The sequence below is a fragment of the Streptomyces composti genome, from assembly GCF_012034205.1.
Classification (GTDB): Bacteria; Actinomycetota; Actinomycetes; order Streptomycetales; family Streptomycetaceae; genus Streptomyces; species Streptomyces composti.
Map to the genome: position 1 here is coordinate 72580 of NZ_JAATEM010000007.1, position 17021 is coordinate 89600.

Consider the following 17021-nt stretch of genomic DNA (forward strand, 5'->3'; position numbering starts at 1 on the left):
CTGATGCGGAAGCTGGGGCGGGCCGACACGCCCGGGTCCGGGCACGCTGTCATCGCAGGGTGACGGCTGGTCACCGTGAGCGGAGGGCTGGTGACCGGTGCCGGTGACCGGTGTCGGCGTACCGCATAGGCTGTCGGGCACCGCCAACCGTGCGGTGAACGAAGTCGAAGCAGACGTGACAGTCGAATACGTTCCGTGACCGGCCGAAGGTGTTCGGGGCAGGGACGTATCAGAGTGCCGCAGGGGGCAACCGCCATGACGACAGGTCGGCTCGGGCTGGGGGAACCTCCCGGCCGCCAGGCCGGGGGACACGCCGCGCCGCCGAACGCGGCCTACGCCGGGCAGGTCGTGCAATTCCCGGATCCGGTGCGTGCCGCCCGGCATCCCAGAGGGGTGCGGGTGGACGAGCGTGGTTACCCCGACTTCTCGCCCTATGCGCGGGCGGCCGTGGAGATCGCGGATCCGCCGGAGGGTTTCGGTGTCGACGAGCTGCGGCTGACGGACTACGTGTCGGCGAACGCGGCGATGGCGGCGAGCGGGCACGAGCTGTGGGACACGGTTCCGTCGGTGGCGACGCCGCACGGCTGGACGTGGCATCACGTCGCGGGGACGCGCCGTCTGGAGCTGGTGCCGGTCGAGGTGAAGGCGCTGCTGCGGCATCACGGCGGGATCGCGACCGCGAACGTGGACCAGGGCAAGCGGGGCACGCGCCCGCTGCAGGAGACGCGTCCGGCGCACTTCGGTCTGCCGAAGTCGGGTGTGGCGGTGTCGGAGACGCAGGTGCAGCAGGTCGAGGAGGACCTCGGGTACCGGCTGCCGGGCGCCTACCGCTCGTTCCTGAAGGCGGCCGGCGGCTGCGCCCCGGTGGGCACGGCGCTCGATGCCGAGCTGGGGCTGCTGGTGGACCAGCCGTTCTTCACGGTGCGGGACGAGGCGGCCGTCAACGACCTCGTCTACATCAACAAGTGTCTGCGGGACCACCTGACGAAGGACTACCTGTGCGTGGCCTTCGTGCAGGGCGGTCTGCTCGCGGTGAAGGTGCGGGGCGAGCGCAACGGCTCGGTGTGGTTCTGCGCCTATGACGATGTGCGGGACGTGGATCCGTCGTGGTCGCCGGCGGAGCGGGTGGAGCGGCTGCTGCTGCCGTGCGGGGACGACTTCGACGCGTTCCTGTCGCGGCTGGCGGGGTCTCCGCCGGAGCTGGAGACGGTGGCCAATCTGATGGTGGACGGCGGCTTCGCGCGGGTCGTCCCGGTTTCTTCCGCGGGGGAGTGAGCTCAGGCGATGGTGACGTTCGCGCAGGCGCAGGAGCGCGCGGAGGAGTGGATCAACGGTGACGTGCCCTCGTACCAGCACCGTGAGGTGCGGGTGCGGGAGTTCGACCTCGGGTTCGTGGTGTGGGCGGAGGACCGTGCGGACGGCCCGCGCTCGGACGGGGGTGCGCAGCGGCTGGTGATCGCCCGGGACAGCGGTGAGGCCACGCTGTGGCCCGCGCTGCCGGTGGGCGAGGTGATCCGGCGCTACGAGGAGGAGTACGGCCGTCCCGAGACGGCGCCTGAGCCGGAGCCCGGGCCGGCGCCCGCCCGGGTGGACCTGAACCAGACGTCGTTCCTGCTGAGCCCTCCGGAGTGGCTGCAGGAGGCGGCGGACCGTATGGGCATCCCGGACCGGCGGGAGCCGTCGGATCCGGGCAGCACCACGCCGGGGTCCGGCGCCGCGGCGTCCGGGTCCGGCGGGTCGTCCGGTGCGCCCGAGCCGCAGGCTCCCGCTCCGGCGGCGGACACGGGTGCCGGTCCGGCCCCGGACGCCGGGGCCCAGCCCTCGGGTGCCTCCGGTGGTGCCGCCGACCCCGGCAGCGGGGCCGCCTGGCCCCCGGCGGCCGGTGCCGGTGACGCGACGCGGGGCGGTCCGGCGGACGCCGGGGCGACGCCGTGGGCCGGTACGGACACCAGCGCCGAGGCCGGCGAGGACCGTTCCGTGCCGCTGCCGGAGACCGTGTTCGCGCCGCAGCTGAGCGAGTCGGGCGACGACACCCCGCCGCCGTCGGTCCCGGCGGACGCGCCGACGGCGCTGATGTCGGGCGGCAGCCAGCTCCCGAAGACCGCGCTGGCCCCCGCGGTGGAGGAGCCGGTCGCGCAGGGCACCCCGCCGCCCGGAGCCTCGAGCACGCCGCCGGGTGCGCAGGTTCCGCCCCCGGGTGACGGCGCCGATGCCGAAACGAGCAGGACGACTCCGCCCCCGCAGCGCGGCGGCGTTCCGTCGACTCCGCCGCCGCCGGGTGCGCCGGGCACGCCGGGGGCGCGTCCGGCTGGCGGTACGCCCCCGGCCTCGGGCTCGGACACGCCGTACGTTCCGACCCAGCTGGTGTCGTCGCTGGAGGACACCGGTGCCGGTCAGACCCCGCCGCCTCCCGGTGGGGGGCAGACTCCGCCGCCTGCCGGTGGCGGCCAGACCCCGCCCCCGGCGGGCGGCCAGACGCCGCCTCCGCCCGGCCCTCCGGGGACGCCGGGCACGCCGCCCGGCGGTGTCCACCACGCCGCGACGATGCTCGCCGACCCGGGCGCGCCGGGCGCCCCCCAGCCGCCGGGCCCGCCCGGTGCCCCGGGTGCGCCGAAGCCGCCCGGCCCGCCCGGAGCCCCCGGCGCGCCGCAGCCTCCGGGCCCGCCCGGCGCCCCCGGTTCGACCGGCGGCGGGCGCGGCCCCGTGCATCACGCGGAGACCGTGCTGGCCGCCCCGCCCGTGGGCGGTCCGGGCGCGCCCCCGCCGCCCCCGGGGGTGCCCGGTGCTCCCGGTACGCCTCCGCCGCCTCCGGCGCCCGGTGTTCCGGGGACGCCGCCGCCCGGGGTCCCGGTGCCGGGTCAGCCGCCGGCCTACGGGTATCCGCAGCAGCCGGCCGGGCAGCCGACCGTCGGCCCCGGTTATCAGGCGGTGCTGCGCTACCGCGCCCAGGACGGCTCCGAGCAGCAGCTGATCCGGCGTTCCGCGCCGGGCACGCCGCACCCGGAGTGGCAGATCTTCCACGAGCTGCGCGCCATGAACGTGCCGCCGGACCAGGTGCTGGAGCTGCACACCGAGCTGGAGTCGTGCGAGCTGCCGGGCGCCTACTGCGCGCGGATGATCCGCGAGCAGTGGCCGCAGGCGCGGATCACCTCGATCGCGCCCTACGGCCGGGACCACGCGAGCCGGCAGCAGGGCATGCAGCAGCTGCTCGCGCACCAGGGCGAGCTGCACCAGGTGGCGGACGGCCCGGCGCGGCCGGGACCGGTGCGGGTGCCGGTGCCTCAGGTGCAGCCGGCGCCGCCGCTCCCGCCGGAGGGCATCGCTCAGGAGCTGGCCACGGCCTTCGGTCCCGGCGTGTTCCGCTTCGAGCAGGCGGCGGTGTCCCGGCAGGGCGTGCCGCCGGTCGTGGCGCACACGCTGGTGGTGGCCGGGCTGCCGATCGACATGGGCCCGTTCTTCTGGGCGCAGGCGCAGCCGGGCCGTCCGGTGCCGACGCTGGCCGAGCTGGCGGCCGAGCGGGGCGTGCAGCCGGCCCCGGACGCGGGCTCCTATCTGGTGATGGGCAGCGACTTCGGCAAGGCGATCTGTGTGCAGTACGGCACGGCGAACATCGTCGCGGTGCCGGTGGAGGCGGGTCCCGGCGGTGCTCCGGTGCCGCCGCAGTTCGTCAACACCGGTCTGCCGGAGTTCGCGCGCTGCCTGGCGCTGCTCGGGCGGATGTGGCGGCTGCGGTTCGGGCTGAACCAGGAGCAGGCGGGCCGCTGGACGGTGGACTTCCAGGCGCAGCTGGCCGCGCTGGACCCGGCGGCGCTGGGGTCGCCGGAGAGCTGGTGGTCGGTGCTGCTGGAGCAGATGTGGGACGGCCTGCTGTGATGCGCTGAGGGCAGGACGGTGTGGGGCCGGCCCCGGTCGAGTGACCGGGGCCGGCCCCACTCTTTCTGTTCACCGACGCGCACCGAACGGGCTGGATGCCCGGAGTGTCGCGTTATGTACACCAATGTGCCATACCTCAAGATGTGCGCGAAATCATCATGTCGCATCCATCCGGAGGAGAGGTCGAGGGATGAGCAGCGCACCGGGGGCGACGCAGGACTTCGTGACCGTGCGAGGGCGCGGCTACCGCCCCCTTCAGGTGATCGCGTACGTCGAGGCGCTGTCCAGGGACCGTGACGCCGCCTGGGAGCGGGCGGCCCGGCTCACGGTGCTGGCCCGGGAGATGGAGGAGGAGCTGCGGCTGCTGCGGGAGCGGGTGGCGAAGCTGCCCGAGCAGACGTACGAGTCGCTCGGGGAGAGTGCCCGGCGGCTGTTCGAGCTGGTGCAGCAGGAGGCGGCGGCCGTGCGGGAGGGGGCGCGTCAGGAGGCGCGGCGGATCGCGCAGGAGGCGGGCACCGAGGCGGAGGGCGTACGGGAGTCCGCGCAGGCGTGGGCCGACGCGATGCGCGCCGAGGCGGACGAGCGGGCCCGGCAGCGGCTGCTGGCGGCGGGGGCGGAGGCGGAGGAGATCCGGGCCGCGGCCCGCCGTGAGGTGACGGAGCGGCGCGGTGAGGCGCTGCAGGCGCAGCGGCAGATGCGGCAGCGGGTGTCCGAGATGCTCGCGGAGATGGCCGAGGAGCAGGCGGCGCGGCTGACCGAGGTGGAGGACGAGGAGGCCGGGCGCATGGCGGAGCTGGAGGCACGGCACGCCCGCGATGTGGCCGCCGCGGAGCGCGACCTGTCGGAGGCGAAGCAGGTGTTCGCCGAGGCCGAGGAGGCGGTCCGGCTGCTGGAGGGGCAGGCGCGGGAGCGGGCGGAGGAGATCCTTGCGGCGGCGCGGGCCGAACAGGAGGCGATCGAGGCCCGCACCGAGCAGCTGCTGCGCGAGCACGCGCGGACGCGGGACGAGGTGCAGGCCCATATGGACCATGTGTGCTCGAGCCTGACGGCGCTGACGGGCCGGGCGGTGGAATGAGGGCACCGTCCCCGCGCCCGTCAGCGGCCGGACACGTTCCTCGACCTGGCGGTCCTCGGGCCGGCAGTCCTCGGGCCGGCGGCCCTCTCCGACGCGCCCGTCCTTCCGGTCAGTTCCTCCTGCGGGTCGCCCCGGCGAGGATCCAGGCCTCCACCGCCTCGTACTGCCGCCGCTGCTCCTCGGCCTTCCTCCGGCCGCTGACCAGGGTGCCGATCCAGCCGCAGGCGAAGCCGATCGGGATGGACAGCAGGCCCGTGGTGGTGAACGGGTAGTAGGTGAAGTCGGCGTCGGGGAAGGCGGAGACGGGGGTGCCGGAGACCAGGGTGGTGCCCGGCATCAGCAGCAGCACGGCGAGGGTGCCGCCGATGAGGGTGCTGAGCAGTCCTGTGCGGGTGTAGCGGCGCCAGAACAGCCCGTAGACCAGGGCCGGGGCGATGGCCGAGGCGCCGATGCAGAAGGACAGGGTGACCAGCGGATGCAGGCTGTAGTGCTGCACCAGGGTGGCCAGCGCGATGGTGGGGACACCCACGGCGAACGCGGACAGGCGGGCCAGTGTCATCTCGCGGCGCGGTGACATCTCCTGCACGCGGGCGGCGAAGACGTCGTGGGCGAGGGAGTTGGCGCAGGCGAGGATCATGCCGGCGACGGAGGCGAGCACGGTGAGGAAGATCGCCGTGGTGACGGTGGTGAACAGGAAGGTCTCGGCCGTGGTCACTTCCGGCCCGAACGCGGCCTGGGAGCCGAGCAGGTAGGCGGTGTTGCCGCGCGGGTCGGCCTCGGCGATGGCGGCCCGGCCGATCAGGGCGGTGGCGCCGAAGCCGATCACGGTGATGACCACGACGAACAGCGCCACCATCGACACCGCCCAGGACATGGAGCGGCGCACCTGCCGGGCGCTGGTGGCGGTGTACATGCGCATGGTGATGTGGGGCAGGACGCCGCCGCCGAGGACGACCGTCAGCTCCCCGCTGATCATGTCGAGTTCGGGCGCAGCGGCGCCGGTGAACTGCAGTCCGGAGGCGAGGAACGCCGGGCCGGTCCCGCTGTTGGCGGCGGCCGCGTTGAACAGGGCGCCGGGGTCCCAGTCGAAGCGGTGCAGGATGAGGACGGCGACGACGCCCCCGGAGCCGAGCAGCATCACTATCTTCAGGATCTGGATGAGGGCGGTGCCCTTCATGCCGCCGATCGCCGCGTAGCTGATCATCAGGGCGCCGACGCCGATGATGCAGCCGGTCTGCATCGACTCGCCGGAGAAGCCGAGGATGAAGCCCATCAGCTGGCCCACTCCGGCGAGCTGCACCAGCATCAGCGGCAGCAGCGCGGCGAGGGTGACCGCACAGGCGGCGATCCTGACGCTGCGTCCGGGCATCCGCCGGGCGAGCGCGTCGCCCATGGTGAACCGGCCCGCGTTGCGCAGGGGTTCGGCCAGCAGGAACATCAGCAGCATCAGCGACAGGGCGGTGCTCAGGGCGAGGACGACGCCGTCGTAGCCGAACAGGGCGATGATGCCGCCGGTGCCGAGGACGGTGGCGGCGGAGATGTAGTCACCGGCGATGGCCAGGCCGTTGCGCATGGGGGACAGCGAGCCGTAGCCGGTGTAGAACTCGTCGAGGTCGTCGCGGTCGGGGCCGGTCATCACGCACAGCAGAAGGGTGACGGTGGCGACGGCGGTGAACCCGACGAGCGCCATGGCCTGGGCGTTTCCGCTGAATTCCGGGTTCATCGGGCGGCTCCCCGCTTGGCGTCGAGTTCCGCCTGCTTGCGGATGAGGGCGGCCAGCGGGTCGACGCGGCGCCGTGCGGTGCCCTCGTACAGGGCGATCGCCAGCCAGGTGACCGGGACCTGGCCGAGGGCGAGCAGCAGTCCGCGGGGCAGGCCGTCGGTGACGGTGCCGGTCATGAAGGAGGGGGCGTAGGCGGAGAGGATCAGGAACAGGGTGAAGTAGCCGAGGGCGGTGAGGGTGGCCACGCGGCGCTGCCAGCGGTAGGCGCTGCGCAGGATCCGCAGGTCGCTGTGGTGGCCGAGGGGCGCGGGGGGAACGGTGGCGCGTCCGGAGGGCGGGGCCTGGGGCGGGAGCGGCGGCTGCCAGGGGTAGGCGGCGTAGGGGGGAGAGGCGTCGGGGTGGTGGGCGCCGGGGCCGTGGCGGAAAGCGGCGTCGGGGCGGTAGGGGGGCGGGGCGTCGGGGCGTGGGGGCGGTGGCTGGTACGGGTCGTACGTCATCCCGTGCTCCTTGCGCGGCTCGGGTCCGGTGCGGCGGACCGCAGGGAGGTTGGGGGGTGGGCGGGCCACGCACGCTACTCGGCGGCTCCGCGGCGCGCTGCGTTTTGGCCGAACTGGTCGGTCGGTATGCGGACGCCGCGCTGACCTGGGGAGTTACCGGCGGTGATGTGCGGTGGACGTGTGAGAGGTGTGTGGAGGAAGGGGGTCGAGGTGCCGCAGGTAGGCGGTGCCGGGGCGGCCGCCGACGAGGGCGTCGCCGGTGCGGGTGAAGCCGTTGCGGGTGAGGACCTTCCGGGAGGCCGGGTTGTCCAGGGTGGTGACCGCCGTGAGGGCGGTGAGCCCGTACTCCGTCGCCGCCGACCGGCAGATCCCGGCGACCGCCGCCGTGGCCACGCCCCGGCCGGATGCCCGCTCGGCGACCCGGTAGCCGAGTTCGGCGCGGCCGTCCGCCACGTCCATCAGGTTGATCCGGCCGACCAGGCGCCCCTCCGCGTCGAGGATCACATGGAAGTGGCAGATCCCCCCGTGCTGCTCGTCGAGCAGCGACGCCAGCCGCTCGGCGAATCCCGCGGGGGTGAAGAAGGCGTCCCCGCGGTCCGGCACGGAGCGCGCGAAGTGGGCGCGGTTGGCGCGCTCGAAGTCCAGCAGGGCGCCGGCGTGGTCCGCGCGCAGCCGTTCCAGGGTCACCATGGCGGCAGCGTACGCAGGCGTCAGTCCTTCAGCACCGGGAATTTCCGCGGCGCCAGCACCAGCAGCACCACGAACGCCAGTGCCGCGGCGGCAGCCGCGCCCAGATAGACGGCGTGCACGGCGTCGGCGATGGCCCGCCGGGTCGCCTCGGCGGCGGTGCCGGTGTCCAGGGCCCTGGTCACCGTGTCCAGGTCGCTCGCGTCGCCCAGCCGCGCGGCGAGCACGCCGTTGGCGACGGCGCCGAACAGGGCCGCCCCGGCCGTCTGTCCCGTCTGCCGGCAGAACAGCACCGACGCCGTGGTCGTGCCGCGCTCCTCCCAGCGCACCGTCGACTGCACCCCGACGATCAGCGGCAGCTGGAACAGGCCGAGCGCCGCTCCCAGCAGCATCATCAGCAGGGTCGGCTGCCAGGCACGGCCCGGGTAGGGCAGCAGGGGGAACGCGGCGAGGATCAGCGCCGCCGCGCCGATGCCGAGCATCGCGGTGCTGCGGAAGCCGATCCTGCGGTAGACGTGCTGGCTGAGCGCCGCCGAGACGGGCCAGGTCAGCGTCCACACCGACAGCACGAAACCGGCGGCCACCGGGGCGAGTCCGAGCACCGACTGGGCGTAGGTGGGCAGGAAGACGGTGGGGGCGACCATCAGCACGCCCAGTGCGCCGAGGGCGAGGTTGACCGCGGCGATGGTGCGCCGGCGCCACACCCAGCCGGGGATGATGGGCTGCTCGGCCCTGCGCTCCACCGCGAAGAACAGCACCAGCAGCGCAAGTCCCGCGCCCAGCAGGGTCAGTGAGGGCGCGGACAGCCAGTCCCAGGCGACGCCGCCCTGCACCAGCGCGGTGAGCAGCGCGCCGCCACAGGCGAACACGGTCAGCGCGCCCGCCCAGTCCACACGGGACCGGTCCGTGAACCGTCGCCGCGGCTCGTGCAGGTGACGCACGATCAGCCACAGCGCCACCGCGCCGACGGGCAGGTTGACCAGGAAGATCCAGCGCCAGTCGGCGTAGGTGGCCAGGACCCCGCCGAGACCCGGCCCGGCCACCGCGGACACCGCCCACACCGTGGACAGCCGTGCCTGGATTCTCGGGCGCTGCTCCAGCGGGTACAGGTCGGCGGCGAGGGTCTGCACCGTGCCCTGCAGTGCGCCGCCGCCCAGGCCCTGCACGACGCGGAAGGCGATCAGTGCGGCCATGTTCCACGCCAGCGCGCACAGCAGCGAGCCCAGCAGGAACACCGCGGCGCCCGTTACCAGGACGGGTTTGCGCCCGAAGGTGTCGGAGAGCTTGCCGTAGACGGGCAGCGTCACGGTCACCGCGAGCAGATAGCCGGAGAACAGCCAGGAGAAGACGGAGAAGCCGCCGAGGTCGCCGACGATCTGCGGGACGGCGGTGGCGACGATGGTGGAGTCCAGCGCGGCCAGCGCCATCGTCAGCATCAGGGCGGCGACCACCGCGCCGCGCCGCTTCGGTGCGGCCCGCCCGGCGGTGTCCTGGGCCGCTGTCCGTCCGGTCTCACCCACCCGGGGTCCCTTTCCTCGTAGTTGCGTGCACAGTTGCATGCCCCTTGCACCTGTCCGCCGCCGCTCAGCATCCCACTGATCCCGCTTGACCCTCACGCGGCGGGAGGGTGGAGGCTGACTGCACCCGCGGACGGACCCGGCCCCGAGACGGGCTCATCCCGCGGGGGGAGGGCCCTTAGGGGTACGTCCGTACTACGGCTCGGGGAGGGTTCGTACCGGCGGAGGACGAGACGGGCCAGGACCGTCCTTAACCTGGCTTTACGGCGTTGGGGGGCGGCTGAGCCCAGCACGGGGGGTGGGGTTTTCCTCAGTACAAGACTGCGCTGAGCACCAGCGCGCCGAACCCCTCTCCGGGGCAAGACTGAAGCACGTCACAACGTTTCGAGCACCACCGCACCGCTTGCGTACGGGTGCACCGCTTTCCACATGCTGACCGACATAGGAGATATACCGTGACATCGGCTGTGACCATTCCCAGGCACGGGGGTACTGGAAGTCGAACGGCCGTTGCCGCGCGGGCGCGGCAGGTCGTCAAGGCCTACGGGTCGGGCGAGACCCGTGTCGTCGCCCTGGACCACGTGGACGTGGACATCGCACGCGGCCAGTTCACCGCGATCATGGGCCCCTCGGGGTCCGGCAAGTCCACGCTGATGCACTGCCTGGCCGGGCTCGACACGGTGACGTCCGGGAAGATCTATCTGGACGACACCGAGATCACCGGCCTGAAGGACAAGAAGCTCACCCAGCTGCGCCGGGACCGCATCGGCTTCATCTTCCAGGCGTTCAACCTGCTGCCGACGCTGAACGCGCTGGAGAACATCACGCTGCCCATGGACATCGCCGGGCGCAAGCCCGACAAGGCGTGGCTGGAGCGGGTCGTGGAGACCGTGGGCCTCGCCGGCCGGCTCAAGCACCGGCCGACCCAGCTCTCCGGTGGTCAGCAGCAGCGCGTCGCCGTGGCCCGGGCCCTGGCCGCCCGGCCGGAGATCATCTTCGGTGACGAGCCGACCGGCAACCTCGACTCGCGGGCCGGTGCCGAGGTGCTCGGCTTCCTGCGCCGCTCGGTGGACGAGCTGGGCCAGACCATCGTGATGGTCACCCACGACCCGGTCGCCGCCTCCTACGCGGACCGGGTGCTGTATCTCGCCGACGGCCGCATCGTCGACGAGATGCTGCAGCCCACCGCCGAGCAGGTCCTGGACCGCATGAAGGACTTCGACGCCCGGGGGCGCACGTCATGACCGTGCTGAAGACCTCGATGCGCAACTTCCTCGCGCACAAGGGACGCATGGCGCTGTCCGCGATCGCGGTGCTGCTGTCGGTGGCGTTCGTGTGCGGGACGCTGGTGTTCACCGACACCATGTCCACCACCTTCGACAAGCTGTTCGCGGCGACGGCCTCCGACGTCACGATCAGCAGCAAGGACTCGTCGAACACGGGCGAGACGACCTCCAACACCGGCAAGCCGCCGGTGATGCCGGGCTCCGTGCTCTCCGAGGTGCGCAAGGTGGAGGGCGTCGAGGACGCCGAGGGCACCGTGTTCTCCACCTCGGTGACCGTCATCGACGCCGAGAAGAAGAACCTCTCGCCCACCAGCGGCGCCCCGACCATCGTCGGCAGCTGGAACCGCACCGACGCCCGCACCATGGAGATCACCGAGGGCTCCGCGCCCAAGGGCGCCGGCCAGGTGATGGTCGACGCGGACACCGCCGACAAGCACGGCCTGAAGCTCGGCGACGAGATCCGCTGGATCACCGCGGTCGGCACGCACTCCGCGAAGATCTCCGGCATCACCGACTTCACCATCACCAACCCCGGTGCCGCGCTCTTCTACACGGACGTCCCGACCGCACAGCGGACCCTGGTCGGTGAGAGCGACGTCTACACCAGCGTCAATCTCACCGCAGCGCCCGGCGTCAGCGACGAGCAGCTGAAGCAGAACGTCCTGGCCGCCATCGGCGGCGACTACAAGGTGCTCACGGCCAAGGAGACCGCCGATGAGAACCAGAAGGACGTCGAGGGCTTCATGAGCGTCATGAAGTACGCCCTGCTCGGCTTCGCCGGGGTGGCCTTCCTGGTCGGCATCTTCCTGATCATCAACACCTTCTCCATGCTGGTCGCCCAGCGCACCCGGGAGATCGGCCTGATGCGGGCCATCGGCTCCTCCCGCAAGCAGGTCAACCGCTCGGTGCTGATCGAGGCGCTGCTGCTCGGCGTGATCGGCTCGGTGCTCGGTGTCGGCGCGGGCGTCGGCCTCGCCATCGGGCTGATGAAGATCATGAGCCAGATCGGCATGGACCTGTCCACCAGGGACCTCACCATCGCCTGGACCACCCCCGTGGTCGGCCTGGTGCTGGGCGTGCTGGTCACCGTGCTCGCCGCCTACCTGCCCGCCCGCCGCGCCGGGAAGATCTCCCCGATGGCCGCGCTGCGCGACGCCGGCACCCCGGCGGACGCCAAGGCCGGCTGGATCCGCGGCCTGATCGGTCTGGTCCTCACCGGGGCCGGCGGCTTCGCCCTCTATCTGACCAGCGAGGCGGACAAGGCGTCCGAGGGCTCGCTCTGGCTCGGTCTCGGCGTGGTGCTGACCCTGATCGGCTTGGTCCTCATCGGACCGCTGCTGGCGGGCGGCGTCGTGCGGGTCCTCGGGGCGATCCTGCTGCGAATCTTCGGCCCGATCGGCCGGATGGCCGAGCGCAACGCGCTGCGCAACCCGCGCCGCACCGGCGCCACCGCCTCCGCGCTGATGATCGGCCTCGCCCTGGTGGCGTGCCTGTCGGTGGTGGGTTCCTCCATGGTGGCCTCCGCGACCGAGGAGCTCGACAAGTCGGTCGGCACGGACTTCATCGTCATGCAGGACACGGGCCAGCCCATTCCCCCGCAGGCCGTGGAGCGCGTGAAGTCGGTGTCCAGCCTGGAGCGGGTCACCGAGTACAAGGTGCACGAGGTCGCCCTCGGCACGCCCGACGGCGAGCGGGTCACGGGCAAGGACATCTCCGCGGCCGACCCGACCTACGCCACCGACCTGCGGGTCGAGACGGTCCAGGGCGACCTCGCCGACGCCTACCGGCCGGACTCGATGTCCGTTCCCGAGAAGTTCGCCGAGGACCACGGCATCCGCCTCGGCTCCACGGTCGACGTCGCCTTCGACGACGGGCGGACCGGTGAGCTGACCGTCCGGGCGATCACCACCAGCGACACGGTGATCGACGGGGGCGCGATGTACACGTCGATCGACACGCTCGCCAAGTACGTCCCGGCCGACAAGATGCCGCTCGACCTGATGGTCCTCGCCTCGGCGAAGGACGGGCAGCAGGAGGCCGCGTACAAGGATCTGAAGGCCGCGTTGTCCGACTACCCGCAGCTGAAGGTGCGGGACCAGACGGACTACAAGGAGGCGCTGCAGGACCAGATCGGGCAGCTGCTGAACATGATCTACGGCCTGCTCGCCCTGGCGATCATCGTGGCGATCCTGGGCGTGGTGAACACCCTGGCCCTCTCCGTCGTCGAGCGGACCCGGGAGATCGGCCTGATGCGGGCCATCGGCCTCTCGCGCCGGCAGCTGCGCCGCATGATCCGCATGGAGTCGGTGGTGATCGCCCTGTTCGGCGCCCTGCTGGGCCTGGGCCTGGGCATGGGCTGGGGCGCCTCCGCCCAGCAGCTCCTCGCCCTGGAGGGCCTGAAGGTCCTGGACATCCCCTGGCCGACGATCATCGGGGTGTTCATCGGCTCGGCCTTCGTGGGACTGTTCGCCGCGCTGGTTCCGGCGTTCCGTGCCGGCCGGATGAACGTCCTCAACGCCATCGCCACCGAGTAGCCCGGCCGGCCACCGCACACGGGGGTTGCGGGGGAGAGCCCGGTGCCTGCACGTCCACGGGGACGTCCGGCACCGGGCTCACGCATGACCGGGGCCGCCCCGGACGGCGGCGGCCCCGGTCACTGCCGTAACGGACGTACGCTGGAGACCCCGGCCGCGCCACGCGTCGGGCCCTTCGTGTTGCCCACCCTTGGATGGAAGCGCCCCTCCATGAGCCTGCACGGTCTGCTCGACGCCGTAGTCAAGGACCCCGCCCTCGCGGAAGCGGTCACCGCCGCCACCGAGGGCAACCGCATGCACCTCGACCTGGTCGGCCCGCCCGCCGCGCGGCCCTTCGCGGTCGCCGCCCTGGCCCGCGAGACCGGCCGCCCCGTGCTCGCGGTCACGGCGACCGGGCGGGAGGCCGAGGACCTGGTCGACGCCCTGCGCTCCCTGCTGCCCCCGCAGGGCGTGGTGGAGTACCCCGCCTGGGAGACCCTCCCGCACGAGCGGCTCAGCCCGCGCAGCGACACCGTGGGCCGCCGGCTCGCGGTCCTGCGCCGGCTCGCCCACCCCAGCGGCGACGACCCGGAGACCGGCCCGGTCTCCGTGATCGTGGCGCCCGTGCGCTCCGTCCTCCAGCCGCAGGTCAAGGGGCTAGGCGACCTGGAGCCCGTCTCCCTGCGCACCGGCCAGAGCGCCGATCTGGACGAGGTCGTCGAGGCGCTCGCCGCCGCCGCGTACGCGCGGGTGGAGCTGGTGGAGAAGCGCGGCGAGTTCGCGGTGCGCGGCGGCATCCTCGATGTGTTCCCGCCCACCGAGGAGCACCCCCTGCGGGTGGAGTTCTGGGGCGACGACGTCGAGGAGATCCGCTACTTCAAGGTCGCCGACCAGCGCTCACTGGAGGTCGCCGAGCACGGCCTGTGGGCCCCGCCCTGCCGCGAGCTGCTGCTCACCGACGAGGTGCGCTCCCGCGCCCGGACGCTCGCCGAGCGCCACCCGGAGCTGGGCGAACTGCTCGGCAAGATCGCCGAGGGGATCGCCGTGGAGGGCATGGAGTCCCTCGCCCCGGTCCTGGTCGACGACATGGAGCTGCTGCTGGACGTGCTGCCCGCGGGCGCCATGGCCGTCGTCTGCGACCCGGAGCGGGTGCGCACCCGGGCCGCCGACCTGGTGGCCACCTCGCAGGAGTTCCTGCAGGCCTCCTGGGCCGCCACCGCCGGCGGTGGCGAGGCGCCCATCGACGTGGGCGCGGCCTCCCTGTGGTCCATCGCCGACGTCCGCGAGCGGGCCCGCGAGCTGGGCATGATGTGGTGGTCGGTGTCGCCGTTCGCGGCCGACGAGGAGCTCGACGGCGACACGCTCAAGCTGGGCCTGAACGCCCCCGAGACCTACCGCGGCGACACCGCGCGGGCCCTCGCCGACACCAAGGGCTGGCTGGCCGACGGCTGGCGCACGGTGTTCGTCACCGAGGGCCACGGCCCGGCCGCCCGCACCGTCGAGGTGCTCGGCAACGAGGGCATCGCCGCCCGGCTGGAGACCGACCTCGACGGGATCTCACCGTCCGTGGTGCATGTCGCCTGCGGCTGCCTGGACCGCGGCTTCGTCGCCCCCGGGCTGAAGCTGGCCGTGCTCACCGAGACCGACCTGACCGGGCAGAAGGCGTCCGGCCGGGAGGGCGCCCGGATGCCGGCCCGGCGCCGCAAGACCATCGACCCGCTCACCCTGGAGGCGGGCGACTACATCGTCCACGAGCAGCACGGCGTCGGCCGCTACATCGAGATGGTGCAGCGCACCGTGCAGGGCGCCACCCGCGAGTACCTGGTCGTGGAGTACGCGCCCGCCAAGCGCGGCCAGCCCGGTGACCGGCTCTACATCCCCACCGACCAGCTGGAGCAGATCACCAAGTACGTCGGCGGCGAGGCACCCACCCTGCACCGCCTCGGCGGCGCCGACTGGACCAAGACCAAGGCGCGCGCCAAGAAGGCGGTCAAGGAGATCGCCGCCGACCTGATCAAGCTGTACAGCGCGCGGATGGCGGCCCCGGGCCACGCCTTCGCCCCCGACACGCCCTGGCAGCGCGAGCTGGAGGACGCCTTCCCCTACGCGGAGACGCCCGACCAGCTCACCACCATCGCCGAGGTCAAGGAGGACATGGAGAAGTCGGTCCCGATGGACCGGCTGATCTGCGGCGACGTCGGCTACGGCAAGACCGAGATCGCGGTGCGGGCGGCGTTCAAGGCCGTCCAGGACGGCAAGCAGGTCGCCGTGCTGGTGCCCACCACCCTGCTGGTGCAGCAGCACTTCGGCACCTTCAGCGAGCGGTACGCCCAGTTCCCGGTGAACGTGCGGGCGCTGTCCCGCTTCCAGAGCGACACCGAGGCCAAGGCGGTCCTGGAGGGCCTGCGCGACGGCTCGGTGGACGTGGTCATCGGCACCCACCGGCTGTTCTCCTCCGAGACCAGATTCAAGGACCTCGGTCTGGTGATCGTCGACGAGGAGCAGCGCTTCGGCGTCGAGCACAAGGAGCAGCTGAAGAAGCTCCGCGCCAACGTCGATGTGCTCACCATGTCCGCCACGCCCATCCCGCGGACCCTGGAGATGGCGGTCACCGGCATCCGGGAGATGTCCACGATCACCACCCCGCCGGAGGAGCGCCACCCGGTGCTCACCTTCGTCGGCCCCTACGAGGAGAAGCAGATCGGCGCGGCCATCCGCCGCGAACTGCTGCGTGAGGGCCAGGTCTTCTACATCCACAACCGGGTCGAGTCCATCGACCGGGCCGCCGCCCGGCTGCGGGACATCGTGCCGGAGGCGCGGATCGCCACCGCCCACGGCCAGATGTCGGAGTCGGTGCTCGAGCAGGTCGTCGTCGACTTCTGGGAGAAGAAGTTCGACGTGCTGGTCTCGACGACCATCGTCGAGTCCGGCATCGACATCTCCAACGCCAACACCCTGATCGTGGAGCGCGCCGACACGTTCGGCCTGAGCCAGCTGCACCAGCTGCGCGGCCGGGTGGGCCGCGGCCGGGAACGCGGCTACGCCTACTTCCTGTACCCGCCGGAGAAGCCGCTCACGGAGACCGCGCACGAGCGCCTGGCCACCATCGCCCAGCACACCGAGATGGGCGCGGGCATGTACGTGGCGATGAAGGACCTGGAGATCCGCGGCGCCGGCAACCTGCTCGGCGGCGAGCAGTCCGGCCACATCGCGGGCGTCGGCTTCGACCTGTATGTGCGCATGGTCGGCGAGGCCGTGGCGGACTACCGGCGCCAGCTGGAGACCGGGGAGATCGAGGAGGAACCGCCGCTCGAGGTGAAGATCGAGCTGCCGGTCGACGCGCACGTCCCGCACGACTACGCCCCCGGCGAGCGGCTGCGCCTGCAGGCCTACCGGGCCATCGCCTCCGCCAACTCCGAGGAGGACATCAAGGCCGTCCGCGAGGAACTGGTCGACCGCTACGGCAAGTTGCCTGAGCCAGTGGAGAACCTGCTCCTCGTGGCGGGCCTGCGGATGCTGGCGCGGGCCTGCGGGGTGAGCGAGATCGTCCTGCAGGGCAACAACATCCGTTTCGCGCCGGTGGAGTTGCGCGAGTCCCAGGAGCTGCGCCTGAAGCGCCTCTACCCCGGCTCGGTCATCAAGCCGGCGGTGCGGCAGGTGCTGGTGCCCCGCCCGAAGACCGCGAAGGTCGGCGGGAAGCCGCTTCTCGGGCGTGAGCTGCTGAGCTGGGTCGGGGAGTTCCTGACCTCGGTGCTGGACTCGTGACCCGCGAGCGGGAGATCCAGGAGAGCGGAAGAGCGCGGATCAGCGAGCGGAGAGAGCGACGCGGATCAGCGAGCGGAGAGAGCGA

General features: G+C 72.7%; 10 protein-coding genes. 6 read left to right on the forward strand and 4 right to left on the reverse strand.

Translation table 11 applies throughout. The features are described from left to right. The first annotated feature begins 255 nt into the window (after window positions 1-255). The 3 genes from HCJ93_RS07555 to HCJ93_RS07565 all read left to right on the forward strand — a co-directional run bounded on the left by HCJ93_RS07555 (window position 256) and on the right by HCJ93_RS07565 (window position 4948). Window positions 256-1275 (forward strand): SMI1/KNR4 family protein, encoded by a 1020-nt coding sequence (locus tag HCJ93_RS07555; protein WP_167992286.1) that lies wholly within the window; start codon window positions 256-258, stop codon window positions 1273-1275. A 9-nt stretch (window positions 1276-1284) separates the two neighbouring features. Further along, window positions 1285-3873: an SUKH-4 family immunity protein gene (locus tag HCJ93_RS07560; RefSeq protein WP_167992287.1), complete on the forward strand. Its 2589-nt coding sequence runs from the start codon at window positions 1285-1287 to the stop codon at window positions 3871-3873. A 190-nt stretch (window positions 3874-4063) separates the two neighbouring features. Beyond that, complete coding sequence (locus HCJ93_RS07565) at window positions 4064-4948, forward strand: coiled-coil domain-containing protein (RefSeq protein WP_167992289.1); 885 nt, start codon at window positions 4064-4066, stop codon at window positions 4946-4948. A gap of 109 nt (window positions 4949-5057) precedes the next feature. Here HCJ93_RS07565 and HCJ93_RS07570 read toward each other — a convergent pair whose 3' ends face one another. From HCJ93_RS07570 to HCJ93_RS07585, 4 genes are all read right to left on the reverse strand, one after another. Next, window positions 5058-6671, reverse strand: coding sequence for a sodium/solute symporter (locus HCJ93_RS07570; protein WP_167992291.1), 1614 nt, complete (start codon window positions 6669-6671; stop codon window positions 5058-5060). Then, window positions 6668-7168, reverse strand: coding sequence for a DUF485 domain-containing protein (locus HCJ93_RS07575; protein ID WP_167992293.1), 501 nt, complete (start codon window positions 7166-7168; stop codon window positions 6668-6670). Before HCJ93_RS07575 ends, HCJ93_RS07570 begins: the two co-directional genes overlap by 4 nt. A 153-nt stretch (window positions 7169-7321) precedes the next feature. Next, the gene (locus tag HCJ93_RS07580) at window positions 7322-7858 is read right to left on the reverse strand and encodes a GNAT family N-acetyltransferase (protein WP_167992294.1); all 537 of its coding nucleotides are present in this window, start codon (window positions 7856-7858) and stop codon (window positions 7322-7324) included. Between the two features lie 20 nt (window positions 7859-7878). After that, window positions 7879-9375 carry an MFS transporter gene (locus HCJ93_RS07585; RefSeq protein ID WP_309141334.1) on the reverse strand — a complete coding sequence of 499 codons (1497 nt, stop codon included), beginning with the start codon at window positions 9373-9375 and terminating at the stop codon, window positions 7879-7881. Window positions 9376-9827: 452 nt separating this feature from the next. Between HCJ93_RS07585 and HCJ93_RS07590 the strand changes: the two genes are divergently transcribed. The 3 genes from HCJ93_RS07590 (at window position 9828) to mfd (ending at window position 16936) form a co-directional block, all read left to right on the forward strand. Continuing rightward, window positions 9828-10616 (forward strand): ABC transporter ATP-binding protein, encoded by a 789-nt coding sequence (locus tag HCJ93_RS07590; protein WP_167992298.1) that lies wholly within the window; start codon window positions 9828-9830, stop codon window positions 10614-10616. After that, entirely contained in the window at window positions 10613-13192 is a 2580-nt protein-coding gene (locus HCJ93_RS07595) for an ABC transporter permease (RefSeq protein ID WP_167992300.1), read from the forward strand. The genes HCJ93_RS07590 and HCJ93_RS07595 overlap by 4 nt, the downstream gene beginning before the upstream one ends. Window positions 13193-13402: 210 nt before the next feature. Next, entirely contained in the window at window positions 13403-16936 is a 3534-nt protein-coding gene (gene mfd, locus HCJ93_RS07600; protein WP_167992301.1) for a transcription-repair coupling factor, read from the forward strand. The last annotated feature ends 85 nt before the right edge of the window (window positions 16937-17021 follow it).

Coding starts and splice junctions, on each gene's coding strand:
- HCJ93_RS07555 (WP_167992286.1), top strand. CDS start 256: ATGACGACAGGTCGGCTCGGGCTGGGGGAACCTCCCGGCCGCCAGGCC.
- HCJ93_RS07560 (WP_167992287.1), top strand. CDS start 1,285: ATGGTGACGTTCGCGCAGGCGCAGGAGCGCGCGGAGGAGTGGATCAAC.
- HCJ93_RS07565 (WP_167992289.1), top strand. CDS start 4,064: ATGAGCAGCGCACCGGGGGCGACGCAGGACTTCGTGACCGTGCGAGGG.
- HCJ93_RS07570 (WP_167992291.1), bottom strand. CDS start 6,671: ATGAACCCGGAATTCAGCGGAAACGCCCAGGCCATGGCGCTCGTCGGG.
- HCJ93_RS07575 (WP_167992293.1), bottom strand. CDS start 7,168: ATGACGTACGACCCGTACCAGCCACCGCCCCCACGCCCCGACGCCCCG.
- HCJ93_RS07580 (WP_167992294.1), bottom strand. CDS start 7,858: ATGGTGACCCTGGAACGGCTGCGCGCGGACCACGCCGGCGCCCTGCTG.
- HCJ93_RS07595 (WP_167992300.1), top strand. CDS start 10,613: ATGACCGTGCTGAAGACCTCGATGCGCAACTTCCTCGCGCACAAGGGA.
- mfd (WP_167992301.1), top strand. CDS start 13,403: ATGAGCCTGCACGGTCTGCTCGACGCCGTAGTCAAGGACCCCGCCCTC.